This window comes from uncultured Merdimonas sp. (assembly GCF_963929015.1).
Taxonomy (GTDB): domain Bacteria; phylum Bacillota; class Clostridia; order Lachnospirales; family Lachnospiraceae; genus Merdimonas.
On record NZ_CAWVHE010000013.1, the window covers coordinates 62,780 to 87,184 of the forward strand.

General features: G+C 46.6%; 28 protein-coding genes and 1 pseudogene. 20 read left to right on the forward strand and 9 right to left on the reverse strand.

Features of this window, described 5'->3' with window-relative positions; all coding sequences use genetic code 11:
* Positions 1-2 precede the first annotated feature (2 nt).
* From ABGT54_RS07305 to rlmH, 5 genes are all read left to right on the forward strand, one after another.
* On the forward strand, positions 3-890 hold the full coding sequence (locus ABGT54_RS07305) for a sulfide/dihydroorotate dehydrogenase-like FAD/NAD-binding protein (RefSeq protein WP_346663488.1): 888 nt from the start codon (positions 3-5) through the stop codon (positions 888-890).
* Positions 890-2,278 (forward strand): NADPH-dependent glutamate synthase, encoded by a 1,389-nt coding sequence (gltA, locus tag ABGT54_RS07310; protein WP_346663489.1) that lies wholly within the window; start codon positions 890-892, stop codon positions 2,276-2,278. Before ABGT54_RS07305 ends, gltA begins: the two co-directional genes overlap by 1 nt.
* A 159-nt stretch (positions 2,279-2,437) precedes the next feature.
* The gene (locus ABGT54_RS07315) at positions 2,438-2,983 is read left to right on the forward strand and encodes a biotin transporter BioY (RefSeq protein ID WP_204908936.1); all 546 of its coding nucleotides are present in this window, start codon (positions 2,438-2,440) and stop codon (positions 2,981-2,983) included.
* A 28-nt stretch (positions 2,984-3,011) separates the two neighbouring features.
* Entirely contained in the window at positions 3,012-3,764 is a 753-nt protein-coding gene (locus ABGT54_RS07320; RefSeq protein ID WP_346663490.1) for a ZIP family metal transporter, read from the forward strand.
* Between the two features lie 17 nt (positions 3,765-3,781).
* A complete protein-coding gene (rlmH, locus tag ABGT54_RS07325; protein WP_346663491.1) occupies positions 3,782-4,261 on the forward strand; it encodes a 23S rRNA (pseudouridine(1915)-N(3))-methyltransferase RlmH in 480 nt (159 codons plus the stop codon).
* A gap of 66 nt (positions 4,262-4,327) precedes the next feature.
* Here the strand turns inward: rlmH and ABGT54_RS07330 are convergent, their stop codons facing one another.
* From ABGT54_RS07330 to ABGT54_RS07355, 6 genes are all read right to left on the reverse strand, one after another.
* A complete protein-coding gene (locus tag ABGT54_RS07330) occupies positions 4,328-4,726 on the reverse strand; it encodes an XRE family transcriptional regulator (protein ID WP_346663492.1) in 399 nt (132 codons plus the stop codon).
* 34 nt (positions 4,727-4,760) lie between these two features.
* Entirely contained in the window at positions 4,761-6,383 is a 1,623-nt protein-coding gene (locus tag ABGT54_RS07335) for a recombinase family protein (RefSeq protein ID WP_346663493.1), read from the reverse strand.
* 100 nt (positions 6,384-6,483) lie between these two features.
* On the reverse strand, positions 6,484-6,678 hold the full coding sequence (locus ABGT54_RS07340) for a hypothetical protein (protein WP_015536347.1): 195 nt from the start codon (positions 6,676-6,678) through the stop codon (positions 6,484-6,486).
* A gap of 72 nt (positions 6,679-6,750) precedes the next feature.
* Complete coding sequence (gene mobV / locus ABGT54_RS07345) at positions 6,751-7,695, reverse strand: MobV family relaxase (protein ID WP_346663494.1); 945 nt, start codon at positions 7,693-7,695, stop codon at positions 6,751-6,753.
* A 183-nt stretch (positions 7,696-7,878) separates the two neighbouring features.
* Positions 7,879-8,274: a replication initiator protein A gene (locus ABGT54_RS07350; RefSeq protein WP_002584984.1), complete on the reverse strand. Its 396-nt coding sequence runs from the start codon at positions 8,272-8,274 to the stop codon at positions 7,879-7,881.
* Between the two features lie 111 nt (positions 8,275-8,385).
* Complete coding sequence (locus ABGT54_RS07355) at positions 8,386-8,799, reverse strand: cysteine-rich VLP domain-containing protein (RefSeq protein WP_289543270.1); 414 nt, start codon at positions 8,797-8,799, stop codon at positions 8,386-8,388.
* A gap of 470 nt (positions 8,800-9,269) precedes the next feature.
* Between ABGT54_RS07355 and ABGT54_RS07360 the strand changes: the two genes are divergently transcribed.
* The 3 genes from ABGT54_RS07360 to ABGT54_RS07370 are packed head-to-tail and all read left to right on the forward strand — an operon-like array spanning position 9,270 to position 11,625.
* On the forward strand, positions 9,270-10,223 hold the full coding sequence (locus ABGT54_RS07360; RefSeq protein ID WP_242955048.1) for an alpha/beta hydrolase: 954 nt from the start codon (positions 9,270-9,272) through the stop codon (positions 10,221-10,223).
* A gap of 34 nt (positions 10,224-10,257) precedes the next feature.
* A complete protein-coding gene (locus ABGT54_RS07365) occupies positions 10,258-11,058 on the forward strand; it encodes a helix-turn-helix transcriptional regulator (RefSeq protein WP_289543269.1) in 801 nt (266 codons plus the stop codon).
* A 39-nt stretch (positions 11,059-11,097) separates the two neighbouring features.
* Positions 11,098-11,625 (forward strand): hypothetical protein, encoded by a 528-nt coding sequence (locus ABGT54_RS07370; RefSeq protein ID WP_087172014.1) that lies wholly within the window; start codon positions 11,098-11,100, stop codon positions 11,623-11,625.
* Between the two features lie 639 nt (positions 11,626-12,264).
* Here the strand turns inward: ABGT54_RS07370 and ABGT54_RS07375 are convergent.
* Positions 12,265-12,381, reverse strand: a pseudogene (locus ABGT54_RS07375) (helix-turn-helix transcriptional regulator); the annotation flags it as partial.
* A gap of 211 nt (positions 12,382-12,592) precedes the next feature.
* On the opposite strand from ABGT54_RS07375, the gene ABGT54_RS07380 reads away from it, so the two are divergent.
* The 11 genes from ABGT54_RS07380 to ABGT54_RS07430 all read left to right on the forward strand — a co-directional run bounded on the left by ABGT54_RS07380 (position 12,593) and on the right by ABGT54_RS07430 (position 21,084).
* Positions 12,593-12,811: a DUF3791 domain-containing protein gene (locus ABGT54_RS07380; RefSeq protein ID WP_204932577.1), complete on the forward strand. Its 219-nt coding sequence runs from the start codon at positions 12,593-12,595 to the stop codon at positions 12,809-12,811.
* Entirely contained in the window at positions 12,808-13,299 is a 492-nt protein-coding gene (locus tag ABGT54_RS07385; RefSeq protein WP_346663495.1) for a DUF3990 domain-containing protein, read from the forward strand. The genes ABGT54_RS07380 and ABGT54_RS07385 overlap by 4 nt, the downstream gene beginning before the upstream one ends.
* Entirely contained in the window at positions 13,289-13,525 is a 237-nt protein-coding gene (locus tag ABGT54_RS07390) for a hypothetical protein (RefSeq protein ID WP_346663496.1), read from the forward strand. Before ABGT54_RS07385 ends, ABGT54_RS07390 begins: the two co-directional genes overlap by 11 nt.
* Positions 13,526-13,662: 137 nt before the next feature.
* Positions 13,663-14,703: an alcohol dehydrogenase gene (locus tag ABGT54_RS07395; RefSeq protein WP_346663497.1), complete on the forward strand. Its 1,041-nt coding sequence runs from the start codon at positions 13,663-13,665 to the stop codon at positions 14,701-14,703.
* Positions 14,704-14,720: 17 nt separating this feature from the next.
* Positions 14,721-15,605 (forward strand): ARMT1-like domain-containing protein, encoded by an 885-nt coding sequence (locus ABGT54_RS07400; RefSeq protein WP_346663498.1) that lies wholly within the window; start codon positions 14,721-14,723, stop codon positions 15,603-15,605.
* Positions 15,606-15,653: 48 nt separating this feature from the next.
* The gene (locus ABGT54_RS07405) at positions 15,654-15,827 is read left to right on the forward strand and encodes a hypothetical protein (protein WP_346663499.1); all 174 of its coding nucleotides are present in this window, start codon (positions 15,654-15,656) and stop codon (positions 15,825-15,827) included.
* Between the two features lie 143 nt (positions 15,828-15,970).
* The gene (locus tag ABGT54_RS07410) at positions 15,971-18,025 is read left to right on the forward strand and encodes a UvrD-helicase domain-containing protein (protein ID WP_346663500.1); all 2,055 of its coding nucleotides are present in this window, start codon (positions 15,971-15,973) and stop codon (positions 18,023-18,025) included.
* 25 nt (positions 18,026-18,050) lie between these two features.
* Positions 18,051-19,064, forward strand: coding sequence for an aldo/keto reductase (locus ABGT54_RS07415; protein WP_346663501.1), 1,014 nt, complete (start codon positions 18,051-18,053; stop codon positions 19,062-19,064).
* A 9-nt stretch (positions 19,065-19,073) separates the two neighbouring features.
* Complete coding sequence (locus ABGT54_RS07420; protein ID WP_346663502.1) at positions 19,074-19,916, forward strand: DUF5685 family protein; 843 nt, start codon at positions 19,074-19,076, stop codon at positions 19,914-19,916.
* Positions 19,913-20,560, forward strand: a complete 648-nt coding sequence (locus tag ABGT54_RS07425; RefSeq protein ID WP_346663503.1) for a J domain-containing protein — start codon at positions 19,913-19,915, stop codon at positions 20,558-20,560. The genes ABGT54_RS07420 and ABGT54_RS07425 overlap by 4 nt, the downstream gene beginning before the upstream one ends.
* Positions 20,551-21,084 (forward strand): hypothetical protein, encoded by a 534-nt coding sequence (locus ABGT54_RS07430; RefSeq protein WP_346663504.1) that lies wholly within the window; start codon positions 20,551-20,553, stop codon positions 21,082-21,084. Before ABGT54_RS07425 ends, ABGT54_RS07430 begins: the two co-directional genes overlap by 10 nt.
* Positions 21,085-21,113: 29 nt before the next feature.
* Here the strand turns inward: ABGT54_RS07430 and ABGT54_RS07435 are convergent, their stop codons facing one another.
* Positions 21,114-22,451, reverse strand: a complete 1,338-nt coding sequence (locus tag ABGT54_RS07435) for a DHHW family protein (protein ID WP_346663505.1) — start codon at positions 22,449-22,451, stop codon at positions 21,114-21,116.
* A 14-nt stretch (positions 22,452-22,465) separates the two neighbouring features.
* Positions 22,466-23,887, reverse strand: coding sequence for an MBOAT family O-acyltransferase (locus ABGT54_RS07440; RefSeq protein ID WP_346663506.1), 1,422 nt, complete (start codon positions 23,885-23,887; stop codon positions 22,466-22,468).
* 216 nt (positions 23,888-24,103) lie between these two features.
* Here ABGT54_RS07440 and ABGT54_RS07445 point away from each other — a divergent pair, with 216 nt between their 5' ends.
* Entirely contained in the window at positions 24,104-24,403 is a 300-nt protein-coding gene (locus ABGT54_RS07445) for a YabP/YqfC family sporulation protein (RefSeq protein ID WP_346663507.1), read from the forward strand.
* Positions 24,404-24,405 lie beyond the last annotated feature (2 nt).

The window sequence follows — 24,405 nt, forward strand, 5'->3', positions numbered from 1 at the left end:
AGATGTACAAGATATTAAAAGCCGAAAAACTGGCTGATATGATCTATCTTATGGATGTTGAAGCTCCTCGCGTGGCAAAGCACTGTATGCCCGGTCAGTTTGTCATTGTGAAGATGGACGAAAAAGGGGAGCGTATTCCTCTGACCATCTGCGACTATGACAGAGAAGCCGGAACGATCACGATCGTATTTCAGACTGTGGGAGCCTCTACGCATAAGATGGCTGAATTAAAAGCCGGAGATTCCTTCCGTGATTTTACAGGTCCTCTTGGATGTCCTTCCGAACTGGTGGAAGAAGATCTTGAGACACTGAAAAAGAAAAAAATTCTGTTTGTCGGCGGCGGTGTCGGCGCGGCGCCGGTTTATCCACAGGTAAAGTGGATGCATGAACATGGAATCGACGTAGATGTAATCATCGGTTCCAAGACCAAGGATATGCTGCTTCTGGAAGATGAAATGAAGGCTGTAGCCGGCAATTATTATCCCTGCACAGACGACGGTACATACGGACATGCGGGAATGGTTACTTCCATGATCGAAGAACTGCATGCACAGGGCAACCGGTATGATGTCTGTGTTGCCATTGGTCCTATGATCATGATGAAGTTTGTCTGTCTTCTGACTAAAAAACTGGAGATCCCTACGATCGTCAGCATGAATCCGATCATGGTAGACGGAACCGGCATGTGCGGAGCCTGCAGACTCCATGTGGGAGATGAGATCAAGTTTGCCTGCGTAGACGGTCCGGAATTTGACGGTCATCTGGTCAATTTTGACGAGGCGATGAAGAGACAGCAGATGTACAAGACCCAGGAGGGCCGTGCAATGCTGAAATTACAGGAAGGCGACACCCATCACGGCGGATGTGGCCATTGCGGAGGTGACAACTAATGGCTGATATGTTGAAAAGAGTTCCTGTAAGAGAACAGGACGCAAAGGTAAGAGCAACAAACTTTGAAGAAGTATGTTACGGATATAATCAGGAAGAAGCCATGGAAGAGGCTTCCCGCTGCCTGAACTGTAAAAATGCCAAATGTATCCAGGGATGTCCGGTATCGATCAATATTCCCGGATTTATCGCAAAGATCAAGGATGGCGATATCGAAGGCGCTTATCATGTGATCAGCGAATCCTCTGCACTTCCGGCTATCTGCGGACGTGTGTGTCCCCAGGAATCCCAGTGCGAATGCAAATGTATCCGCGGTATCAAAGGAGAGCCGGTATCTATCGGTAAGCTGGAAAGATTTGTTGCCGACTATGCGCTGGAGCATGATATCAAACCGCAGAAAGCCGAGAAGACCAACGGACACAAGGTTGCGGTGATCGGTTCCGGTCCGTCCGGACTTACCTGTGCCGGCGATCTTGCAAAGCTCGGATATGAAGTTACTGTATTTGAGGCTCTTCACGAACTGGGCGGCGTACTGGTATATGGTATTCCGGAATTCCGTCTTCCCAAAGAGAAGGTTGTAAAGAAAGAGATTGAAAAGGTAAAAGAACTTGGCGTTAAATTTGAGACCAATGTAGTAATCGGAAAATCCACGACCATCGATCAGCTGATGGAAGAGGAAGATTTTGAGGCTGTTTTCATTGGCTCAGGAGCCGGACTTCCTATGTTTATGGGAATCCCGGGAGAAACTGCCAACGGCGTGTTCTCTGCGAATGAGTACCTGACCAGAAGCAATCTGATGAAGGCTTTTGATGATTCCTATGATACACCGATCGCAGCCGGCAAAAAAGTTGCCGTAGTAGGCGGCGGAAATGTTGCCATGGATGCTGCAAGAACTGCACTTCGTCTTGGCGCAGAGGTACATATTGTATACCGCAGAAGTGAGGCTGAACTCCCCGCCAGAGTAGAAGAAGTACACCATGCTAAAGAAGAAGGCGTGATCTTTGATCTGCTTCGGAATCCGAAGGAGATCCTGGTAGATGAGAACGGCTGGGTAAAAGGCATGAAGGTGATCAAGATGGAACTTGGCGAACCGGATGCATCCGGCAGAAGACGTCCGGTAGAGATTCCGGGATCTGAGTATGAGATCGAGGTTGACACCGTGATCATGTCTCTTGGAACTTCCCCGAATCCGCTGATCGCTTCCACCACAAAAGGACTGGAGACCAACCGCAGAAAATGTATCGTGGCAGAAGAAGAGAACGGTCAGACTTCCAAGGCATGCGTATTTGCCGGCGGAGACGCGGTAACAGGAGCTGCTACAGTAATCCTGGCCATGGGCGCAGGAAAAGCAGGTGCAAAGGGAATCCACGAACTGTTATCTGCAAAATAAAGCATGAAATTGTTACGGTCAGATAAGATATAAGATGAACTGACCATGAACAGGGACGTATTCTTTTTAACAGGAAGCAAAAGTATGATGCAAAAGGAATACGTCCCTGTTTTGTTGTATATATGTAACTAGAATCATACATTGGAAAGGAAGCAGGAAATGAGACGTGAATCCAGATTATCAGTAACAGACGTCTGCTATATTGCCATTATGGCTGCCGTAACAGCAGTGCTGGCACAGATTGCGATCCCCATGCCCATGGGAGTCCCTATGACCATGCAGACCTTTGCCGTTACGCTTTGCGGGATTTTACTCGGATCCAGAAAAGGCGCCGTCTCCATGGTGATCTACCTGTTGATCGGCACCGCCGGGGTTCCGGTATTCTCTGCTTTTACAGGCGGGGTGCAGTGCCTTGTTGGACCTACAGGCGGATTCCTGGTGTCTTTTCCTGTTATGGCCTACCTGATCGGACTGGGTGTGGAATGGAAGAAGAAAGGCGCCTTTCTTATCTTTTTACTTCTGGGAACCGCGTTCAATTATGTGGCCGGAGTCCTGTTTTTTGTGGTGACGATGGACAGCACTGTCTGGGCAGCTCTGACGGCCTGCGTGCTTCCGTTTCTTCCCACGGCGGTACTGAAGGCAGTACTTGCTTCGATATTCGGGCTTCAACTCAGAAAACGGCTGCAGCCTTTCTTGCTGTATTAATAATAGTGGACAGAAGGAGAACCTGTTTATGGAACTGGCATTCGTAACGGCGCTTGGTGTAGGCGGCGCAACTATTATCGGAGTCCTGATCGGATTCTTATTTCAAAAAATTCCTCATGAATTCAATGATGTGATCCTTGGTTTTGCGGCCGGTATCATGTTTGCGGCTGCAGTCATCGGTCTGATCATCCCTTCTCTGGAAGAAGGCAATATCTGGGTGACACTGGCAGGGATCCTGGCAGGAGCCGTTTTTCTGAATCTTGCAGACTACCTGACCCCGCATCTGCATCATCTGACGGGAATGGATCAGGAGGCACATACGGGAAAACAGAGTCATATCAACAAAGTCATGTTGTTCGTCCTGGCGATTGCCATCCACAATCTGCCGGAGGGAATTGCGGCAGGCGTTGGCTTTGGAAATGAAAATATCGGAAATGCCATCACAGTAGCCGTCGGAATCGCCCTCCAGAATATTCCGGAAGGTATGGTGATCGTATCGCCTTTGATCCTAGCAGGTGTTCCAAAGCTCAGAGTTTTCTTCATTGCCAGTTTTACAGGCATCATTGAAGTCATAGGCACCATGATCGGATTTGGCGCAGTCAGTATCGCAACGGCCATTCTTCCGTTTGCGCTTGCCTTTGCGGGCGGTACGATGGTCTATGTGGTCAGCGATGAGATGATCCCGGAGACACACAGCCATGGGTATGAGCGCCAGGCAACCTATGCATTGATCCTGGGGTTTATGACCATGCTTCTTATGGATCATTATATCGGCGGATAAGGGAGTAGGAGGAACAGATGAAGATCACACTGGTCACAGTAGGAAAAATCAAAGAAAAATATCTAAGAGACGCGATCCATGAGTACAGCAAACGGCTGAGTCGTTACTGTAAGCTGGAGATGGTTGAGGTGGCGGATGAAAAAACTCCGGATCAGGCCAGCGAAACAGTGGAAGAGCAGATCCGGGATAAGGAAGGCGAACGGATCTTAAAATATCTCAAAGACGATATGTATGTAATCACGCTGGAGATCGCTGGAAAGATGCTTTCCTCAGAGGAACTGGCAGACAAGACAGAGAAACTGGGGATTCAGGGACATAGCAGCATCGCTTTTGTGATCGGCGGATCCATTGGACTTGGACGGGAAGTGCTGAAGCGGTCAGACTACAGCTTAAGTTTTTCAAAGATGACCTTTCCCCATCAGCTGATGCGGGTGATCCTGTTAGAGCAGGTGTACCGGAGCTACAGGATCATGAACGGGGAACCATATCATAAATAAGGGCGGTTTGGGAGGAACTGTTTAGTTCCTCCTTATTTCATACCATAATGCAATCAGAACCTGATGTCATTCTTTCTTCCGTGTTAAGAAAACTCCAATGATCGTAATAATAAAGATAATTGGTGCTACTCTGACAAACAACCATTCAAATGAGTGAAATGCCACTCCAAGAACAGCGGTTTCAGGGTTACTATAATTCCAATCCAGATAAGGACTATTGAATATTACTAAGGCTGCAAAAACCACTATTATGATGGCGGATAATGAAATAAGAAGCCAATGAATAAATTTTCTTCTCGTATTTTTTCTCTGTGCCAGTTGCCAATTTATCACGGCCAGCTTTTCAGAAATGGCTTTTATGTTATCAACCTCCGTTTCAATAACAGTTTCTCCAAGTAACGTGTCAACAGGTGTTTCGAGCGCTTCCGATATGGAGATTAACATATCAGAATCGGGGACCGACAATCCGGTATCACATAGTTAAAGATATTGGTATCATTCAATCAATTTTGCCGATAAAGCGGTAGAAGATTTCTACCTCCTGTTCCCGGCTTCCGTCCTCACCTTTGGCCGCTTCATGGACAACGATTTTTTCAATCAGCGTATTCAAAAGTTCGGCGGTCAGTTCTGTTGGATTGACGCACTCTTTCATCAAGGCAATCCATTTTTCTGCGTCTGCGGCGTTCTGGCTTTCAGTGGCGATAGCAGATTGAAGCTGTTCAATCTTTTCGTCCAGTTCAGCCTGTTCGCTTTGATACTTCCCGGACAGCATAGAGAAGTTGTATTCCGTGATACGCCCCGCCGCCCAGTCCTCATACATCCGGGCAAACAGGGTATCGACTTCGGCTTTCCGCTTCTCTGCCTTTTTCAGTTCTGCGGCCTGCTTCTTTCTTGCGGCGGCCTGTCCCTTATCAGTGGCATTTAACAGCCGCTTCAAGAGCCGTTCTTCATCATGCTGTACCAGCCCCGACCAGTATTGCAGACGGGAGAGGACATAGGCATAAAGCACATCATAGCGGATATAGTGCATGGAGCATTGGCGTGTGCCCTGTCCGTACTTGCTACAATGATAATGGCCGTAAGGCTTGCTGTTCTGCCTGTTTTCCCCATAGGACAGCGACCAGCCGCAATCCGCACATTTTACCAATCCGGAAAAAATCTGCGTCGTACCATCCTTGCACTTCCTGCGGCGGTTTGCTATCTGCTCCTGTACCTGCCGGAAAACCTGTTCGCTGATAATCGGCTCCTGCGTGTTCTCCACCCGCACCCATTCACTTTGGGGCTTGCGTATCCTCCGCTTGTTCTTAAAAGAAATGTTCGTTTCCCGGTAGTGGATGGTATGACCGATATAGGTTTCGTCTTTCATAATGCTCTTGACCTGCGCTATCGTCCATGCGTAGCTTTTTTCCTCCGGCGCACCCGCATAGATGTTTGCGAAAGTCCCGTCACGCTGGAAGTTGATAAATCCCGGCGTAGGAACCTTTTCCTCAATCAGTATTCTTGTGATACTGGCCGCCCCTCTGCCATGAAAGGCAAGGTCAAAAATCTTCTCCACTATCCAGCGGGTTTCCTCGTCGATTATCAGCTTGTTTTTGATTTCCGGGTGTTTCCTGTACCCGATGGGAGCATAGGCGCCGATACGCTGTCCTGTGGCAAACTTTGCTTTGAAAGCGGCCTTTACCTTGCGGCTTGTATCTTTTGCAAACCACTCGTTGAACAGGTTTTTGAAAGGGACGAAATCGGACAGCCCTTTTTCGGTGTCCTCGTTTTCTGCAATGGCGATGTAGCGCACACGCTTCTCTGGGAACAGAAATTCCAGATAGTAGTCCATCATCACATGTTCCCGCCCGAAACGGGAAAGGTCTTTCGTGACAATGCAGTTTACTTTTCCGGCTTCCACATCGTCCATCATGCGCTGAAAATCCGGGCGTTCAAAGTTCGTCCCCGACCAGCCATCGTCCACATATTCACCGACTACATGAAGCCCCTGTTCCTTTGCGTACTGTTGCAGGATTGTCCGCTGTGTTTCAATGCTTACGCTGTCACCATAGTTTTCATCGTCCCGGCTCAATCTCATATAAAGCGCCGTGTTGTAAATCGTAGTATTGTAAGGTTGTTTCATCGTTAAAAATCCTCCTTCTAAAGAAACAACCCACGCTTACAATACTTTTGCTCTATGGCAATTATATCATAAGCGTGGGCGTGTTATCAATGATGGGCTATCAGGTTGAAGCGGCTTTTTCTGCGGTATGCCGCACCACATCTACAATCAGATCACCGAGGGGCTTCCCGCCTGCGGCGAAGTGTTCGGAGATTTTTATACGGTTATTCCCACATACAAAATACTGCGTGCCGTTCTCTGTTTGTATGACCTGCCCTGTCCGGGGTGTAAAAATATCGCTTTCGCTTTTTGCCATCCAGTGTCCTCCATATTCAGTTTTCAAGGTACAATGCCGCACAAGGGCGGCGAAATTTTCTGCTTATATCTATCACCTTTCCTTTACCGTGTGCCGCTGCTGCCGTTTCAGTTCCGCCAGTATATCCGGCGGGATACGGTTAACCAGCCGCTGTAAATTGTCCAGTTCGCTTTTCAGCTTTGCCCGTTCCATCGTATCTTTCATCTTTCCTTTTTCGCTGGCCTTTGCCCTTGCTTCCAACTTCTCATTCTCCGCCAACAGGTCATTGATCGTGACCTTGTACTTTTTCAACTGCCCGGAGAAGTTCTCCATCTGCGGGAACCACTTTTTCAGCATGGAGAGGGCTTCCTCTTTTTTCTTTCCGGCGTTCAGCGGGTTAATGCCGTCAAGGGCGGCTTCAATGGCTCTGGCCTGTTTGGAGAGGGAAACCGTCTGTTTGAAAAGCCGGGTGGGGATATGTTTCCGGCCTGTCTTGCTGGCACTTTCCCCACGCTCCAAGTCAGGATATTTCTCCACCATATAGGCGTGAAAATCATCCTGCCACTTCGTCAGGTTTGCCCGGTTGCCGATAATCTCCTTTGCACACAGGCGGTTGTCCTTTGTCAGCGGAACAAAGGTCAAATGCAGGTGGGGCGTTTTCTCGTCCATGTGTACCACCGCCGACACAATATTTTCCCGTCCTACCCGGCCAATGAGGAACTCCGCCGCCCGCTGAAAGAACGCCTGTATCTCCTTTGGAGATTTCCCCTTGAAAAACTCCGGGCTGGCGGTTATCAGCGTATCGACAAACCGTGTGCTGTCTTTCCTTGTCCGGCATCCGGCCTGCTCGATACGGCTCTGAATGAAGTGGTAATAGCGTCCCGACCGCTTGACGATATGGAAGTTGTATTTACTTCGGCTTGTGTCAATGTCGGGGTTGCTGGCGTATTGTTCTTTCTGTCTTTCGTGATGGGCTTCCAGTGGCCTTGCCGGGTTGCCCTTGTGCTTCTCAAAGCGCAAAATTGCGTGTTGTGCCATTCTGCTCCTTTCCCCATTCCGTTCCTATCCGGGGTTTTCCACAGGGAAAATCCCGCCGGAATTATCTCTGATACGATAGGAATGGAATGGATATAAATAAATCATTTTAATCTTTGTATTTCTATATACCGTCTGGTTTTCGTACTTCTCAAGATTGATTTCCGTACTTCAAAGGTACGGTTTTCAGTCCTCCGGCGTACCAGAACGGGATTTCTTGAAGTCGGTGTTTGGAACCGCTTCATAGGATTTTGGGAAAATGCGGTTGGGTTTTCCACAGCCCTGCTTCTGGATCTCCACCAGTCCGGCGTATTGCAGTTCCCGCAGGGTGTTCACCGCTTTCTGCCGCCCACAGTGGAGCAGGTCAACCACCTCACAGATAGGGTAATACAGGAAAATCCGTCCGCAGTCATCCGCCCACCCATTCTTGCGGGATAACTCTGTCCGGCGCAGGATAAAGGCGTACAGAACCTTTGCCTCGTTGGACAGGGGCTTGAATGTGGGGGCTTCAAAGAGGAAATTCGGGAGCCGGGTGAAGCTGAACGCCTTTTCCGGCTGATGGATATAGATGGTATTTGTCATAGTGCGTTTTGTGGACGGTTAGAAGCCCGTTTTCCGGGGCGGGCGATACTTTATACCACCTGCCCCGGTTGGGGGCTTGCAAAGCCTGATAAATCAAGGCTTTTTTCGCTCCTAACTGTCCACAGCAGACCTCCTTTTCCGTTCACTTTCTGTTTTCTGCCGCCTGTGAACTCTGGCGGCACAGCCGGGGCAGTATTTTGCCCGGTTGGATTTAGGGACGAACACGCCGCCGCAGACCGCACAGCGTTTCAAGTCCTTATCCCGGAAAATCTCCGCTTCCAGCGTTCCGTCCAGCGGCAAGACCGCCCAGCGGAACCACTTACAGCAGATCGAGAAAGAAACCGTCTGCGGGCAGGTGCAGGTGTCCCCATCGTCAAGGACAATGCAGTTGCCATCCTCACAGCAACTGCACTCCCGGCGTATCAGGCTGGCCGCCTGTTTCCTCTGCGCCGGTGTCATGCGGTAAAGGGAACCGTCCGGCCTGCGTTCCAGCGGCGGCAAGTCTTTATAGGGGTTATCTCTCATGCGTTCCCTCCATTTTGCTTTCCGTTGCCGTTCTCCCCGAAAAGGTTTCCTGCCTCGTCGTCGCAAGCTGCGTATCGTTCGTTTCACCGCAAGCGGCAAAACTCACTCGCTCCGCTGCTCCTCCTCTCCCCACAAAGCCATACGGCTTTGCGGGGGCCCCGACAATAGCGGCGTGTTCCGGCGTTGGCACGCTCCCCATACTTCGGGACATTTTGTCCCGAAGTCCGGCTCCTTGCGGTGCTTCCCCAGCCGGGGTATTCCTTTTTGGACGGTCATTCTGTTTTCAAGGTGCTGTCCATCGATGAACTACCCTAAGTCTACACCTAAATGACCATCCGTCCCGTATATCCGAAAGGTAGGAAATCAGCATAAAAAACAGGCTATTTCCACGCTCTCGGAATTGTGGTAAAATGATAAGTACAAAGAGACAAAGCTGGATTTAGTGAAAGAACGCAGAGATGAGGAATACTATGAGAAAGAGAAAAAGAGTTATGAAAATATTTTTTACTGTGATTGTTGCAATGCTTATATTGCTGCTTATTATATACATCAATCATCAAATCCATTTAAAAGGAGAAAATGAATTGCGGTTGCCGTTAGGAAAGATGGTTGAAGTTGATGGACACAATATGAGCGTCTATATTGAAGGCACAGGTGATACAACGCTTGTTTTTATGTCGGGTGGGGGGACTTGTTCTCCCATACTGGATTTCAAATCTCTCTATTCTCTTTTAAGTGATAAATATCAGATTGCCGTTGTAGAAAAATTTGGATATGGTTTCAGTGATGTTGTCGATAAAAACAGAGATATTGATTCCATACTTGAAGATACAAGGGCAGCGCTTACATCAGCGGGATTAACCGCACCTTATATCCTATGCCCGCACTCTATGTCAGGGCTTGAAGCATTATATTGGGCGCAAAAATATCCTGATGAGGTGTCTGCAATTATTGGGCTTGATATGGCAGTTCCAGAGTATTATGGAAGCATGAACATAAATATTCCGCTTATGCGTATTGCAAGTTGGGCGGCAAACATAGGTGCCACTCGTTTTATTCCTGGGCTTTCGGACAGCGATGCCGTAAAGTACGGCACATTATCGGAGAAAGAAAAAGAAATCTATAAAGCAGTTTTCTACAGTCGGACGGCAACTGTAACTATGATAAATGAAACTGAATGGGTGAAGGAAAACGCTGAAACAGTGCATAACATGGGAACCCCGCAGCTTCCAATGCTGTTATTTATTTCGGACGGTTCTGGCGGAACGGGATTCGATAAAGAAACATGGCGGGAAATCCCTATAGAATATATATCACAGATTGATGAAGGGGAATATATAGAATTAAACTGCCCGCATTATGTTCACGACTACGAATACAAAGCAATAAGTGAAAGTATCATTGAATTTCTATCGAAACATTAACTTCCCATTTATCGGGCAGACAAGGAGGGAGAGCATGGAACTATCCATACAAGAACGGCTGAAAGACCTGCGTGTGGAGCGTGGCTTGACGCTGGAGCAGCTTGCGGAGCAGACCCATCTCTCCAAGTCTGCTTTGGGCAGTTATGAGGGGGACAAGTTCAAAGACATCAGCCACTATGCCCTTATTGAGTTGGCGAAATTCTATGAAGTGACCGTTGATTATCTGCTGGGCCGTTCTCAAACAAAAAATCACCCAAACGCCGATCTTGCAGACCTGCGTTTGAGTGACGCTATGATTGAACTATTGAAAAGCGGGTTGGTGGACAATTCTCTTTTATGTGAACTGGCGACCCACCCGGATTTTCCTCGGCTCATGGCCGACCTTGAAATCTATGTGAACGGCGTAGCGGGAAAGCAGGTGCAGGGCGCAAACGCCATTGTGGACGCTGTGAGCGCAACGATTATGAAACAGCATAATCCCGGCTTGACCGACCCGCAGTTAAGGCAGCTTATCGCCGCCCACATTGACGACGACAGCTTTTGCCGCTATGTGATACAGCAGGACATAAACAAGATAGCCCTCGACCTGCGGGAAGCCCATAAGGACGATTTTTTCAGCGTCCCGGAGGACAATCCTCTGGAAGATTTCTTACAGACCGCCGAGGAAACCGCCAGCCCGGACAGCGACCCGGAACAGGCGGCTATGATGTTTATCTGCAAGCGGCTCAAACTGAATTACAAGAAGCTGTCCGAGGAAGAAAGGAAATGGCTGAAGCGGATTGCGCAGAAGTCAGATTTACTGAAAAATCCAAAGCCGCAGCGGGGGAGAAAGTAAGAGAGCGACAAATTTGAATTTGTGGAGGAAAAACGTGTTATGAATTTAGAGGATTTAAGAATAGATTGTGCTATCAAGCAAAAGAGAGGTATTCATTTTATTTCAGCTTCTATTGTGATTTGGCTTTTGGTGATGATGGTACAATTCTTAGATTTACCGATTCTTACCAAGAATTTGCTAACATTTTGTTGTACCGCACCACTATTGCCTTTAGCATTTTTGATGTCCAAATTATTAAAGATCCAATTTCAGGACAAAAGCAATCCACTGAATAATCTAGGTATATTATTTTCGATAAATCAAATCTTATATTTATTGATTGCAATGTGGATTTATCCAACAGTACCAGAAAAAATGCTAATGGTTATTGCTATGATTTTTGGGGCGCATTTGTTACCATATAGCTGGTTATATAAATCAAAAACTTACATGATTATGTCAGTTCTTATCCCTATAGCTTCATTGATTGTTGGATGTAATTCTACACGTTTGATATTAGCGTTAATGATGCTTGTTTTTGAAATTATATTTACAGCATTGCTCATAATAGAAAATAGAAAAATATAATGTCTTGCACAACAACTCCCAGTTTATCGGGGAAATAGCAAAGCCACAAAATGGCTTCCCGCCCATTTCAATTTTGAGGAAAAGAATGCTCCAAAATGAAAGAGAGTGCGGCCAAGCACTTTGAGGGATTGGCCGCCTTGTCTGCTTGTTCAGCGGGACAGTGGGCAGCGGTCAAGGCCGGGTGTAAACCCGTTCATTTCAGCCTTGACGGTTGCCCGCTGTCCTGCTGCTTTTCCGGGAGTGTGGCCACAACTTCGGGACACTTTGTCCACAAGTCGGAGCGTAGGACGAGGGACGGGGGCTTTCATATACGCCCTGTCTGCTGATGAAAACAGACCTGCGCTTGCGGCTCCACGCCACACAAGCACAGCCTGTTTTCCTGCCGCTTCAAATGCCCTTGCCCTCCCCAGCGGCAACCTCATTTTCACGGCAACGCCGACAGAGCGTATAACACACTACACTTTGCTCCGCAAAGTCGTGTGCCAAATGGGGGCGTTGCCCCCTTTGGAAACCCCCACAAGAAAAGGCGGTACGCTACCCCTCCACGGGGCGCATACCGCCTTTTCTTGTTATCCAGCTCTCTGGCTGTATCGGTTGAGCAAAAGTCAGCGTGGGATTGGTGTGGTATCTTTATCTAAGTGATACCCCTTGCTCCCATTTAGAAACTGTTTGTCGCACAACGTTTAGTTTGACAGCAAGATCCTGTTGCGAAAGTCCTTTTGATTTTCTGATTGCTTTAATATTTTCGTTGAGCATTAGGGCTAGACTCCTTTCTTGTTATCGTTACCATTATTGTAGTCGGAATTGCCCGTTGCCACAAGCAACGCATCTTAACATCTTTAGAAAAACTGTATAAAATAGTTGTTTCAAAATTTATTGAACGATATAATGAGAAGTAATAATTGATGAAATATTAAAGAAGTATTGTGACTAATAAATAGAAAACCATTTGTGAAAGGGTTATTTTATGTGTACCAAAAAGGAATTACAATTTAGTATTTTTCTTATTTATAATCTGGCGGAAAAATGGCAGAAAAAACCTACTGACGTTTATAAAATTTTAAATGAAACGCATATATTGGACGATTACATTTTTGTATGTTATGATACTCTGCATACGTTAGGAACAGAATATCTGGTTGAAGATATCACAGAGTATGCAAGAGAAAAAGGTGTTGCTGTATGATTTTATTTCATGGTACAACTGAAATTATAGAGAAACCAAATGTATCGTTCTCAAAAAATTATCTGGATTTTGGAAAGGGATTTTACTTAACGACTTATCAGAAACAGGCTGAAAAATGGGCGTTACGTAAAGCCTTGAGAAAACAGAAGTCTGCAATTGTAAATGCATACGAATTATCCGCTGATCTGGGAACGTATAAAGTATTACAGTTTAAACAGGAGAATGAAAAATGGCTGGACTTTGTATGTGCCTGCCGAAAAGGGGATAATATTTATAAGAACTATGATATCATAATAGGTGCTGTGGCAAACGATGATGTTTTTAAAACGGTAGATATGTATTTCCGAGGAATATGGAGTAAAAAGAAAGCTTTAGAAGAGCTACGTTATTATAAAATGAATGATCAGATCTGCATTATTAATCAGAATGTTTTAGATGAAAAATTAGTTTTTCAGAAAGCGTATCAGGTGAGTCAAAATGCGAAGTAAGAAAGTTATCGACTATGTATATAAACAAAATTTGGAAGAATCTATTATTGAATATTTATCAAAAGAAAAGAAATTGGAATTGAGGCAGGCAATGGATATTTATTATCAGAGCAGATTGGCAAAACAGATTGAACAGGGAACTTATGGGATAGAAAATATGGATTATAAATATCTTGCTCTGGATTTGATTGAGAATGAACCGGAGTTGTTTTTAAAATTGAATTAATATCCGTACTTGGAGATGTTATGGAGAACCGTATCATAAGTGAAGCCCCGGGCAGGAACCCAGGCGGATCAGATCACAGATTTACAAACATACCATATGGCATACCATTTATAACACAAAGGAAAGGTGACGGAAAGATGCAGGCAGTTGTTTATAAGGGAAAGGGACAGATCAGGGTGGAGGAACGGCCGGTGCCGGTGATCCAGGATCCGAAAGATGCGCTTGTCCAGGTGACGATGACAACCATCTGTTCCAGCGATATCCATATCAGACACGGGGCGGTTCCAGGAGCTGTGCCGGGCGTCATACTGGGCCATGAGTTTGTCGGAAGAGTCGTGGAAACCGGGAGCGCAGTGACAAACGTAAAGCCCGGCGACCGGGTGGCAGTCAATGTGGAGACTTTTTGCGGAGAATGTTTCTTCTGTAAAAGGGGATTTGTCAATAATTGTACGGATCCCCAGGGCGGCTGGGCGCTTGGATGCCGGATTGACGGCGGCCAGGCGGAATATGTGCGTATCCCCTTTGCGGATAACGGATTGACACGGATTCCCGACCATGTAAGCGATGAGCAGGCCCTGTTTAACGGAGATCTTCTGTCTACCGGCTACTGGGCTGCAAAACTGGGAGAGATAAAGACCGGCGATACTGTAACTGTCATCGGAGCAGGACCCGCAGGCCTGTGTACCATGCTCTGCGCCAGGCTTTATGCACCTTCCTGCATCCTTGCCATTGATACAGATCCCTATCGGCTGAGTCTGGCAAAAGAAAAGGGACTTGCAGACATTACGCTGGTTCCGGGGAAAGATCCGGCAGAAAAGGTGATCCGGGAATTGACAGAAGGCCGGGGAGCAGATGTAGTGATCGAAGCAGCCGGGGGAAAGGATACCTTTCAGCTGGCATGGAAGATGGCAAGACCCAATGCAAATGTGGTGATCGAAGCCATGTATGAAGAATCACAGACACTGCCTCTCCCGGAAATGTACGGCAAAAATCTGGTATTTAAAACTGGCGGAGTAGACGGATGCTATTGTCAGGAGATCATGGATCTGACTGCGGAAGGGAAACTGGACGCCAGCTTCCTAATTACTCATCGCTGCGGTTTTGCAGATATTATGAAAGCATACGAGGTATTTGAAAAGAAAGAAGATCATGTAATCAAATATGCCATAACATTTTAAGACGAGAGGGCCGATCAATGAGAATGAATCCTTTTTGCCTGACCTGTCTGATCCAAAGTCAGGAGCTGCAGATCAGGAAGTTTCAAGACGAAGAAAAAAAACTCCGATACATGAAAGAAATCCTTGGATATCTGTCTTCCAGTGATCCGGAAGCCTCGGCCCCGGCTCTGGTGAAATCCATTTCCAGAATATACGAAAAGTACTGGGGAGAAAAAGATGGCATGGAAGATGTCAAAAAAGAATTCAATGATTTTCTTCTGTCAATGGAAAAGGATCTGGAAGCACAGATCCGTACGCATCATGACCCTGTGGAAGCGGCGCTTTGCTTTGCACGGACAGGGAATTATATTGACTATTCTGCAGTGAAGGATGTGTCCAGAGAGAAATTGCTGGAGCTGTTTGAAGATCAGGAAAAAGAGGGACTGGAGCAGACGGAGTATACCTGCTTAATGCAGGATCTTTCGCATGCGTCAACGCTGATCTATCTTGTGGATAATTGCGGAGAGGTTGTCCTGGATAAAATCGCGATCAGGATTCTTAGAGAACAGTTCCCTGATCTGCATATTACAGTCATTGTACGCGGGGCTCCGGTTGTCAATGACGTGGATCTGGACGCCGCTTATTACGTAGGCCTGGAGAAGATAGCTGCGGTCATGGATAACGGAAGCGAGATTGCTGGAACGGTGCTTTCAGATATCAGCCCTGCCGCCCGCGAGGAACTGGAAAACACCGATCTGATCCTTGCAAAAGGGCAGGGAAACTTTGAGACGCTTCACGGCTGCGGGCTCAATATCTATTATCTTTTCTTATGTAAATGCGACTGGTTTATGAATCGCTTTGCAGCAAAACGGTTTCAGGGGATGTTGATCAACGAAAGGCGGATGCCTGCTAAACGGCAGTAGCATGTAAAATTTACAAAGTCCGGAGATGAAAGACATAGTGTTTTACCAATGTCAAACAAGAAATCCGGGCTGACCGTAGCGCTTGGATTCCTTCTTTTCATCACGCAGCTTGCAGCGTTCTTCCAGAGCGGCAACGGGATCGCCGAGATTGTGATCAACATCATTCTGCTTGCAATCCCATACTACTATCTGCATAATGCGTACAAAAATTATAAAGACTGATCCAACATGCCAAAGAAGGGTATCCAGACCAGGAAAAACCAGTGGTCAGGATACCCTTTTTCTATTGCTCCAATTATGATACAATGATTATCAGTAAAACGATCGTACAAAAATCTATCAGACAGACGGAGCGTAAAAACAGCATGGACAGAGCAGACAAAAAGAAAGAAAGCACAGACTTTCTGGCAGATCTTGTAAAAAAAATAAACAGTAAACTGGCCAGAACCGATCAGTCTCTTCTGGCCGGACAGAAAGATATTGAACGTATGCATGATTATTACTGGGAAAACTATACAGAAATGGATCAGTATGGTTATGAGAATTATGATAATCAGCAGGCGCTTTTAAATCAGACAAACGCAAATGCAGAGCGGATCCGGATGCAAAACCGCCTTCAGAAGATGTTGGATTCTCCCTTTTTCGGCCGCGTAGACTTTCGATATGACGGCGAATCCACTGCGGAAACGTTTTACATCGGCATTGCCAATTTTGCAGAGAAAACGGGGGAAACGCCTCTGATCTATGACTGGAGGGCTCCGGTCAGCGCGCTGTTTTATGATTATGACAGCGGCCCCGCCGCCTATCAGGCTCCGGCCGGCATCCTGGAAGGAGAGATCCTGTCCAAATGGCAGTATAAGATCCGCCGCGGGAAACTGGTCTACGCCTTTGAAAGTGACACGAAAATTGATGACGAGATCCTGAAGCAGGAACTGGGAAGCACTAGTGATGTAACACTGAAAAATATTGTGCGTACCATCCAAAAAGAACAAAATGCCATTATCCGTAATACAAAGGATAAGATTCTTGTAATCCAGGGTACGGCCGGAAGCGGAAAGACTTCGGTTGCCCTTCACCGGATCGCCTATCTTTTATATCACGACCGTGATAATCTGAAGTCTTCCGATGTCCTTATCCTGTCCCCGGGAGGTGTATTTGCAGACTACATTTCGCATATCCTGCCGGAGCTTGGTGAAGAACCGGTGCAGGAGATGAGTTTTGACCTCTTTACCTACCGGGAACTTAAGGATGTGGCTCCTGACTGTGAAGACCGGTATCATCAGCTGGAACGTCTGATGAAGTTTCCGGATCCGGAAGCTTATGAAAGATATCTGAATAAACAGTCGGAATGGATGTCCGGACAGATGGAAGGATTTCTTGCCACACTGGAAGACAGCCTGATGGATTTCCACGACCTTTCCTGGAACGGTCTGTACAAACGAGAAGCGGAACTGATCCACTTGTTTTATTTCCGCTTTCAGAATGTACCCTTGCTTGCGCGTATGGATGCGGTTATGGAGTATGTGGCAGACGAATACGAAACTCTGAAAGGACGGGACCTGTCCGAAGAAGAGTCCGCGTATCTGCGGCAGAAATTTGACAGCATGTATGTGACAAAAGATATCTATCAGATCTACAGCCGGTTTCTGGAAAGCTGCGGATGGCAGCCCCTGCCGGACGTCCCCTATGAGCGCAGGCTGGTGGAGTATGAGGACGCGGCGCCCATGCTGTATCTGAAATACCGCCTGCTGGGAAAAGGTTCCCATAAAAGGATCAAGCATCTGGTAATCGATGAGATGCAGGATTACTCCTATATCCAGTATCTGATCCTGGCAGAGTTGTTCTCCTGCAGTATGACGATCCTGGGAGACAAATATCAGACACTGGATGAAGAGATGCGGGATGTGACTGCTTTTTTGCCCCGGATCTTTGGAAGCCATGTGAAAAAGATATCCATGAATAAAAGTTATCGTAACACAGTGGAGATCGCGGCCTATGCTTCCGGTCTTTTACATCCGGAGAAAAAGGAAGCAGCCGAATACCTGGAACGGCACGGGAAGCCGGTGGAAGAAGAAACCTTTCCGACGATCGACGAGATGCTGGATACCCTCTGCGGGAAACTTCGGATACAGGGGGAGAATAGTTTTGAGACAGCCGCTCTTCTGTCGATGACAGAAGCAGAAGCTTATGATCTCTATCAGCTGTTAAAGAACAAAGGCCTGTCCGTTTCTTATATTGACAGAGACACCAGCGCTTTTTTGCCCGGCCTTTCTGTAACAACTTTTTATCTGGCAAAGGGACTGGAATTTGATCAGGTATTCATGGCCTTTCGGGAGGATGGAAATCCATTCCTGCCACAGGCAAAATATATCTGTGCAACAAGAGCACTCCATGAACTCTATATGTTTGAGATACCATAACTTTTAGGAAAAGGAGGATCAGAATATGAAAAAAATAATATTAGGAAAAACGGGGATTGAAGTCAGCAAGAACAGCTTCGGAGCTTTGCCTATCCAGAGGATCAGCAAAAAAGACGCGGTATATCTGCTTCAGAAGGCTTTCTACAATGGGATCAATTATTTTGATACGGCAAGAGCCTATTCCGACAGCGAAGAAAAGCTTGGAGCGGCATTTTCTTATATCCGCGAGAAACTGATCATCAGCACCAAGACTGCGGCGCAGACAGGCGAAGAGTTGAAGAAAGATCTGGAAGAAAGTTTAAGAATGCTTCAGACCGATTATATTGACATTTATCAGTTCCATAATCCGGCATTCTGCCCGAAGCAGGGGGACGGAACCGGACTTTATGAAGCGGCCGAAGAAGCAAAAAGAGAAGGAAAGATCCGGCATATCGGTATCACCAATCACCGGATCGCCGTGGCAAAAGAGGCAATCGCCTCCGGGCTCTATGAGACGATGCAGTTTCCGTTCTCTTATCTGGCGGCGGACACGGATCTGGAAATCGTAGAAATGTGCAGAGAAGCGAATATGGGATTTATTGCTATGAAGGCCCTGGCCGGAGGATTGATCCACAACTCTGCATGTGCCTATGCATTTATGGATCAGCCGCAGTTTTCCCATGTTGCACCCATCTGGGGCGTGCAAAGAGAATCGGAGCTGGATGAATTTCTTTCTTATCAGGTCTGTCCTCCAAGTCTCAATGCTGAACTGAAGGCAGAGATGGAAAAGGATAAACAGGAGCTTGCCGGTGATTTCTGCAGAGGATGCGGATACTGTATGCCCTGTCCTGCAGGAATTGAGATCAACAACTGCGCCAGAATGAGCCTGATGCTCCGCCGTGCGCCGCAGGAGGGGTGGCTTTCACAGGAATGGCAGGAAAAAATGAAGAAGATCGAAGAGTGTAAAAACTGCGGGCACTGTAAAAGCAAATGTCCGTACGGGCTGAACACACCGGAATTACTGAAAAAGAATTATGAAGACTATAAAACCTTTTTATAGGGGGATGGCATGTTTGGATATGTGACAATCCTGGAGCCGGAACTGAAGGTAAAAGATTTCCGGCGTTATAAATCTTTTTACTGCGGGCTTTGTCAGGAATTAAGAGAACGGTACGGACATCTGGGACAGCTGACGTTGACTTATGATATGACGTTTGCCATTCTTCTTCTGACCTCGCTCTATGAGCCGGAAATCCATGCGAAGGAGATCCGCTGTAAAGTACATCCCGTGAAAAAGCAGCAGATCCTGCAGGATGTATTTACCGGTTATGGAGCAGACATGAATCTGATCCTGGCTTATTATCACCTGAAGGACGACTGGGTGGATGAAAAGAAAGTATCCGGTTTTCTTGGCACCTGCGCGCTGAGACGCCGGGTAAGAAAAGTCATCCGCAGGTATCCGCGCCAGTGCCGTGTGATCCAAAAAGAGTTGAAAAATCTGGCAGACTGTGAAAAACGGAATGTTATGGAACTGGACGAACCGGCCGGCTGTTTTGGCCGGCTGATGGCGGAACTTATGGTATGGAAAAAGGATCACTGGGAAGAGACGTTACGCGCGCTTGGATTTTTCCTTGGGAAATTTATTTATATCATGGATGCTTATGACGACCTGGAGAAAGACCGGAAAGAAGGAAATTACAATCCTTTAAAGTCCATCTGCGGAGAACCGGGTTTCCATGAGCGGTGCAGGGAAATGCTGTGTATGATGATCGCCGAATGTACCGCGCAGTTTGAGAAACTTCCCTGCATTCAGGATATAGACATTTTGCGGAATATATTATATGATGGTGTCTGGAATAAATTCCGAAAAATAGAAATAGAACGACAGAAAAGTGAGGATGAATCAGAATGAGCAGTAATCCATATGATGTTTTAGGCGTATCTCCTAATGCGTCGGATGACGAGATAAAAAAAGCCTACCGGGAGCTTTCCAGAAAATATCACCCGGACGCAAATGCCAATAATCCGCTGGCGGATCTGGCAGAAGAAAAGTTTAAGGAAATCCAGGAAGCTTATGACACGATCATGAAAGAACGCCAGAACGGCGGAGGATATCAGTATGGTTATGGTTCTTCCGGCGGGTTTGGCGGTTATCAGAGACAAAGTTCCGGGGATTCCCAGAATGTGGAAATGCAGGCGGTTTACAATTTTATCAACAACCGCAGGTTCCAGGAGGCTGTAAATCTTCTGAACCGTATGCCCAACCGTACAGCGGAGTGGTATTATTTAAGCGGCGCAGCCAATGCAGGTCTTGGCAATAATATTGTGGCCAGAGATCACGCTGCCCAGGCCGTGAATATGGAGCCGAACAATCCCAGATACTGTCAGCTTTTAAATCAGCTAAGCTGGAACAGCCAGAGATATCAGGGAAGCCCCTACGGTGGAGGATATGGAATGGGAGGATCTTCCTGCGGAACCGGAAATATCTGCTGTGACCTGTGGTGTGCAGATACGTTGTGTGAATGTATGGGAGGAGATCTTTGTTCATGCATGTAAAAGCAAAAATCATAGCATTCGGCGGCCTTTTACTGGCGCTGACAGTGCTGTTCATGATGCTCGGAGGAATCATAGAAACCAACACCCTGTTCCTTCTTGCCGCAGCGTCCTATTTTGCAGGGATCATGATACGGGAAACCGGACTGCGGATGGGAGCGGCCTTTTATCTGGCCGGTGTGCTGCTGGGATTTTTTCTTGTACCGAACAAATTTTATGTACTTTCCTATGCGGCTATGGGATTCTACATCGTGGCGGTTGAGTTTATCTGGAGAAAGATGGGAAACCTGCCCGCAAGATATCGGAAAAAGCAGGTGTTCTGGATCATGAAATACCTGATCTTTAATCTGATCTATCTGCCGGCGCTGCTGTTTTTCCAGGAACTTCTTTTTTCCGGGAAGCTGTCGGCTCCTCTGTTGATCGGCGCTTTTCTTGCCGGGCAGATCGGCCTGCTGATTTATGACAAGGCCTACGAATATGTCCAGGGACATATCTGGACCCGGATGCGGGGCAGATTTTTGAACTAAAGAGCAGTCAAAAATAAAAGGCGGGGCTCCTATTGAAGGAGTCCCGCTATTGTTGTTGCCACATCTTCACTGGCTATGATAGAAATATTGTTCATCATGATCAGATCCTGCACCTGATGCTCTTTCACGAAATCCATAACATTATTCTGGGTATACCGGAAATCCAGAACGTATACGGTCTGATAATGATCCACCAGAAACGGCACGAAACAATTGCCGTAGGATTCTTTTACCACTACACAGGACGACCCGTCGTCAATCTGTGGATTTTCAATCACTGCAAGCGGCTTGTCTCCGCCGATAAAACAGGAATATCCGGAATTGATATTCCAGGTGCTGACGTCTTCGATCACATGCCAGTCAACCTGTGTGCCGTCATTGTCGGTATACGTCATATCATTGGTGCCCATAGGAATATATGCTTCTACAGAATCCGGATTTGCCGCCATATCCGCGTTCTGAAGTTTCTGATAGAAAGTTCCCAGGAAAGGAGAGAAGGTCATCTTCTCAAAATCCGACAATTGATTCGGTTTCCATCCTTTTTCCTCGCAGAAATTCTCATATACATAATAAGCCGCAAGCTGCGTCCAGTGGTGATCAGAACGGAAGTACAGATATTCGTCATTATGTTTGCGAAGCGTATTGATCGTATCAATGGTTTTGCAGCCTTCTGACAGACTGTAATAATAATCAATGGCCTGTGTCTGATCTGCTCCGCCCAGGTCTTCCAGTTCCTGCTCAGTCAGCATAGCGCCTGAATTGTTGGGAACCAGGATAGAGTATACGTCTGTCTTTCCTTTCAGTTCTTCCGCCGCTTTACTAAGCGCAGAGGTGTAGATGTCTGCCGCAGCCTGATTGTAATAATAGACTGTATACGCCGCTCCGTCTTTCACATAGAGACTGTCCTGGATCTGATTCTGGATCTCTGCCTCCATGGCCCGGCTGTCCGGCGCTGAAATCTGTTTGACCTCTTTTTCTTTTTTCTCTGCTTTTGCCTTTTTAGAAGCCTTCTTATCCGGAATATCATCGGTTTTCTTTTGATTTCCCACCATCATTTTCGATGTGGTGATCCCGAATTTACTCTCTACCTTCTGATCAGCGGCAATCAGCGTATCCCGCATGGGATAAGTATCCGAATACCAGAGAGAAAGTTCCGAGAAAAATTCTCCGTTCCAGAGAGATGAGAGGGTGATTTTCGGAAATTCTGTCAGCTTTCTTTTTTCCACTTCTGAAGTGTCCGGCCGGACAAAGAACAAAAGTCCCAGCAGACAGCCAAGCACCATGATCGCCGCAAAGATCCGTACGCTTAACGCACGACACATGGAAACAATTCTTTTTTGTTTTTTTGTGATTTTTTGTTTTCTCATTTTTTATCTTCCCCTTAAAATTGAAAGTATAAAAACGGGTTGTAACTGTTTCCGATCAGCGCCAGCACAGAGAGGATCAAAAGGAGAGGCGGCACGATCATTTCTGTGATATTAAAGACAGCAAAGGTCACCGGCGTTCTTGCTCCGTACCGTACAAGGATCTGCCGGATCGTCTTTCCGAGCGGCGTACATGCGATCACCGAAAAAAGCAGCAGGAATATATTGCTAAGGAAAACGGTGGTCACATCCATTCCGGAAAATCCGGAAGTACCGATGCCAAAAAGACCGATGAGAACGCTGCCAAGTTCTCCGACATTTTCAAATTTAAAGATAACCCAGCCAAAGAAAACGACCAGAAGCGTATACACATGCTTCAAAGGCCCCGGGATCTTATCGCCGACCACAAACCGCTCCAGGAGCAGGAAGACCAGATAGTAGATTCCCCAGAAAATATAATTCCAGCTGGCTCCGTGCCACATACCGGTCAGAAACCAGACCACCGCCATGTTGCGGATGATCTTCCCCTGGGAACAGCGGCTCCCGCCCAACGGAATATAAACATAATCCCGGAAAAATGTACTTAAAGAGATATGCCATCTTCTCCAGAAATCCTGCACAGATCTGGCAATATAGGGATAATTGAAGTTTTCCAGATAATGGAAGCCCACCATGCGTCCCATTCCAATGGCCATATCCGAGTAAGCCGAAAAGTCCAGATAAATCTGCAGCATATAGGCAAACATTCCAAGCCACAGTCCCATGGTAGACTGAGCGGCCAGCGCATCGCTTCCCGGAAGGATCAAAGAATCCGCGATCTCAGCGCAGGCATTTGCAAGAATTGCCTTTTTTGCAAGCCCGATACAGAATCTACGCACACCCATATATATATCCGTCTGATTGACAGTCCGGTGATCGATCTCATCCGCAACTGTCTCATAACGGACGATCGGTCCGGCAATACACTGATGAAACAAACTGGAATATAAAAGAAGCTTCCAGTATTTAGGCTGTGCATGGATTTCCTCTCTGTACACATCCACCACATAAGAGAGAAGCTGGAAGGTATAAAAGGAGATACCAATGGGAAGTACAATATTAGGGATTTCTTTCGGAATACCAAAAAGGGCATGAAAGTTTTCCGCAAAAAACACGGCGTATTTAAAATACCCGAGAAGGCCAAGAAGAACTACACATTCTCCCAGCATAAACAGTTTTCGCTTCTGTCTGTTTCCGGTATTTTCGATCAGAAGCGCAAAGAACCAGCTGGCAAACGTTTCTCCCGCAAGCAGTATCAGATATTTGGGTCCTCCCCAGGCATAGAAAACCAGTGAAAAGGCCAGCAGTACTTTGTTTTTGTATCTGTCGTCCACCAAAAGGTAGATCGTCAGATTTAAAGCAAGAAAGACAAATAAAAAAATCAGACTTGAAAATACCATAATTTCTCCCCTCTATATCCTTGTAAAGCAATGATTTCTCACATAAATTCTTACAAAATTCCGCAATAACAGACATTACTAGTATACTGTTAAGACCAGGGAAACTCAAGGAAAATATTATTAATAAGTAAAAATTATAAAAAGTAAAATCAACAGACATATTTTTTGTTTTCTCTTACATATGTTTTAATAACATTTGCCGGCGGTATTTACAAAATGATTATGAGACAGAAAGAAGCAGATCATCGCAACAGTAAAATCGCCGAGTGGGCGGAAATCCCAAAAGACATAACCCCGGGAGTCCCTGTCCTTACCATAACCGGGCATTCCGAACTTAGACTGGAAAACTACAGAGGCATCCTGGAGTATACGGATACCCTGATCCGGGTTGTGATCTGCGACGGATTTCTCCATATCGGCGGAGAAAATATACAGATTCGCTCCTATGGTGAATATGAAATGACCGTTTTCGGGAAAATAACCTCTGTTCTCTATCTGCGCCGGGAGGATATATAAAA

Coding starts and splice junctions, on each gene's coding strand:
- ABGT54_RS07305 (WP_346663488.1), top strand. CDS start 3: ATGTACAAGATATTAAAAGCCGAAAAACTGGCTGATATGATCTATCTT.
- gltA (WP_346663489.1), top strand. CDS start 890: ATGGCTGATATGTTGAAAAGAGTTCCTGTAAGAGAACAGGACGCAAAG.
- ABGT54_RS07315 (WP_204908936.1), top strand. CDS start 2,438: ATGAGACGTGAATCCAGATTATCAGTAACAGACGTCTGCTATATTGCC.
- ABGT54_RS07320 (WP_346663490.1), top strand. CDS start 3,012: ATGGAACTGGCATTCGTAACGGCGCTTGGTGTAGGCGGCGCAACTATT.
- rlmH (WP_346663491.1), top strand. CDS start 3,782: ATGAAGATCACACTGGTCACAGTAGGAAAAATCAAAGAAAAATATCTA.
- ABGT54_RS07335 (WP_346663493.1), bottom strand. CDS start 6,383: ATGAAACAACCTTACAATACTACGATTTACAACACGGCGCTTTATATG.
- ABGT54_RS07340 (WP_015536347.1), bottom strand. CDS start 6,678: ATGGCAAAAAGCGAAAGCGATATTTTTACACCCCGGACAGGGCAGGTC.
- mobV (WP_346663494.1), bottom strand. CDS start 7,695: ATGGCACAACACGCAATTTTGCGCTTTGAGAAGCACAAGGGCAACCCG.
- ABGT54_RS07350 (WP_002584984.1), bottom strand. CDS start 8,274: ATGACAAATACCATCTATATCCATCAGCCGGAAAAGGCGTTCAGCTTC.
- ABGT54_RS07355 (WP_289543270.1), bottom strand. CDS start 8,799: ATGAGAGATAACCCCTATAAAGACTTGCCGCCGCTGGAACGCAGGCCG.
- ABGT54_RS07360 (WP_242955048.1), top strand. CDS start 9,270: ATGAGAAAGAGAAAAAGAGTTATGAAAATATTTTTTACTGTGATTGTT.
- ABGT54_RS07365 (WP_289543269.1), top strand. CDS start 10,258: ATGGAACTATCCATACAAGAACGGCTGAAAGACCTGCGTGTGGAGCGT.
- ABGT54_RS07370 (WP_087172014.1), top strand. CDS start 11,098: ATGAATTTAGAGGATTTAAGAATAGATTGTGCTATCAAGCAAAAGAGA.
- ABGT54_RS07380 (WP_204932577.1), top strand. CDS start 12,593: ATGTGTACCAAAAAGGAATTACAATTTAGTATTTTTCTTATTTATAAT.
- ABGT54_RS07385 (WP_346663495.1), top strand. CDS start 12,808: ATGATTTTATTTCATGGTACAACTGAAATTATAGAGAAACCAAATGTA.
- ABGT54_RS07390 (WP_346663496.1), top strand. CDS start 13,289: ATGCGAAGTAAGAAAGTTATCGACTATGTATATAAACAAAATTTGGAA.
- ABGT54_RS07395 (WP_346663497.1), top strand. CDS start 13,663: ATGCAGGCAGTTGTTTATAAGGGAAAGGGACAGATCAGGGTGGAGGAA.
- ABGT54_RS07400 (WP_346663498.1), top strand. CDS start 14,721: ATGAGAATGAATCCTTTTTGCCTGACCTGTCTGATCCAAAGTCAGGAG.
- ABGT54_RS07405 (WP_346663499.1), top strand. CDS start 15,654: ATGTCAAACAAGAAATCCGGGCTGACCGTAGCGCTTGGATTCCTTCTT.
- ABGT54_RS07410 (WP_346663500.1), top strand. CDS start 15,971: ATGGACAGAGCAGACAAAAAGAAAGAAAGCACAGACTTTCTGGCAGAT.
- ABGT54_RS07415 (WP_346663501.1), top strand. CDS start 18,051: ATGAAAAAAATAATATTAGGAAAAACGGGGATTGAAGTCAGCAAGAAC.
- ABGT54_RS07420 (WP_346663502.1), top strand. CDS start 19,074: ATGTTTGGATATGTGACAATCCTGGAGCCGGAACTGAAGGTAAAAGAT.
- ABGT54_RS07425 (WP_346663503.1), top strand. CDS start 19,913: ATGAGCAGTAATCCATATGATGTTTTAGGCGTATCTCCTAATGCGTCG.
- ABGT54_RS07430 (WP_346663504.1), top strand. CDS start 20,551: ATGCATGTAAAAGCAAAAATCATAGCATTCGGCGGCCTTTTACTGGCG.
- ABGT54_RS07435 (WP_346663505.1), bottom strand. CDS start 22,451: ATGAGAAAACAAAAAATCACAAAAAAACAAAAAAGAATTGTTTCCATG.
- ABGT54_RS07440 (WP_346663506.1), bottom strand. CDS start 23,887: ATGGTATTTTCAAGTCTGATTTTTTTATTTGTCTTTCTTGCTTTAAAT.
- ABGT54_RS07445 (WP_346663507.1), top strand. CDS start 24,104: ATGATTATGAGACAGAAAGAAGCAGATCATCGCAACAGTAAAATCGCC.